This is a genomic window from Streptomyces viridiviolaceus (genome assembly GCF_014650995.1).
GTDB classification, from domain to species: Bacteria; Actinomycetota; Actinomycetes; order Streptomycetales; family Streptomycetaceae; genus Streptomyces; species Streptomyces viridiviolaceus.
In genome coordinates, this window is record NZ_BMWA01000079.1 from 1 (window position 1) to 1,792 (window position 1,792).

At 71.4% G+C, this 1,792-nt stretch carries 1 protein-coding gene; it reads left to right on the plus strand.

From position 1 onward, the window contains the following. On the plus strand, positions 1–1,767 hold a 1,767-nt coding region (locus IE260_RS40945; RefSeq protein WP_189881009.1), incomplete at its 5' end, for an acetyl/propionyl/methylcrotonyl-CoA carboxylase subunit alpha. Between the last annotated feature and the right edge of the window lie 25 nt (positions 1,768–1,792).

Consider the following 1,792-nt stretch of genomic DNA (forward strand, 5'->3'; position numbering starts at 1 on the left):
AAGGTGCTCATCGCCAACCGTGGCGAAATCGCTGTCCGCGTGGCCCGGGCCTGCCGGGACGCCGGGATCGCGAGCGTGGCCGTCTACGCGGACCCGGACCGGGACGCTCTGCATGTCCGCGCGGCGGATGAGGCGTTCGCCCTGGGCGGTGACACCCCGGCCACCAGCTACCTGGACATCGCCAAGGTACTGAAGGCCGCCAAGGAGTCGGGCGCGGACGCGATCCACCCCGGCTACGGCTTCCTCTCCGAGAACGCCGACTTCGCCCAGGCCGTCCTCGACGCCGGCCTGATCTGGATCGGGCCCCCGCCGCAGGCCATCCGCGACCTCGGCGACAAGGTCGCCGCCCGCCACATCGCCCAGCGCGCCGGCGCCCCCCTGGTCGCCGGCACCCCCGACCCCGTCTCCGGCGCGGACGAGGTCGTCGCCTTCGCCAAGGAACACGGCCTGCCCATCGCCATCAAGGCCGCCTTCGGCGGCGGCGGCCGCGGCCTCAAGGTCGCCCGCACCCTCGACGAGGTCCCCGAGCTGTACGACTCCGCCGTCCGCGAGGCCGTCGCCGCCTTCGGCCGCGGCGAATGCTTCGTCGAGCGCTACCTCGACAAGCCCCGCCACGTCGAGACCCAGTGCCTGGCAGACACCCACGGCAACGTCGTCGTCGTCTCCACCCGCGACTGCTCCCTGCAGCGCCGCCACCAAAAACTCGTCGAGGAAGCCCCCGCCCCCTTCCTGTCCGACGACCAGCTCACCGAGCTGTACTCCTCCTCCAAGGCCATCCTCAAGGAAGCCGGCTACGTCGGCGCCGGCACCGTCGAATTCCTCGTCGGCCTCGACGGCACCATCTCCTTCCTCGAGGTCAACACCCGCCTCCAGGTCGAACACCCCGTCACCGAGGAAGTCGCCGGCATCGACCTGGTCCGCGAGATGTTCCGCATCGCCGACGGCGAGGAACTCGGCTACGACGACCCGCCCCTGCGCGGCCACTCCTTCGAGTTCCGCATCAACGGCGAGGACCCCGGCCGCAACTTCCTGCCCGCCCCCGGCACCGTCACCGCCTTCACCCCGCCCACGGGCCCCGGCGTCCGCCTCGACGCCGGCGTGGAGTCCGGCAGCGTCATCGGCCCCGCCTGGGACTCCCTGCTCGCCAAGCTGATCGTCACCGGCCGCACCCGCAAGGAAGCCCTCCAGCGCGCCGCCCGCGCCCTGGACGAATTCACCGTCGAGGGCATGGCCACCGCCATCCCCTTCCACCGCGCGGTCGTCCGCGACCCGGCCTTCGCCCCCGAGCTCACCGGATCCACCGACCCCTTCACGGTCCACACCCGATGGATCGAGACCGAGTTCACCAACACCATCAAGCCCTTCACCGCCCCCGCCGACAGCGACACCGACGACGAAACCGGCCGCGAGACGGTCGTCGTCGAGGTCGGCGGCAAGCGCCTGGAAGTCTCCCTGCCCTCCAGCCTGGGCATGTCCCTGGCCCGCACCGGCCTCGCCGCCGGCGCCAAGCCCAAGCGCCGCGCCGCGAAGAAGTCCGGCCCCGCCGCCTCCGGCGACACCCTCGCCTCCCCCATGCAGGGCACCATCGTCAAGATCGCCGTCGAGGAAGGCCAGGAAGTCCAGGAAGGCGACCTCATCGTCGTCCTGGAAGCCATGAAGATGGAACAGCCCCTCAACGCCCACAAGTCCGGCACCGTCAAGGGCCTCACCGCCGACGTCGGCGCCTCCATCACCTCCGGCGCCGCCATCTGCGAGATCAAGGACTGAGACAACCGGCCACACGGCCGTCGCA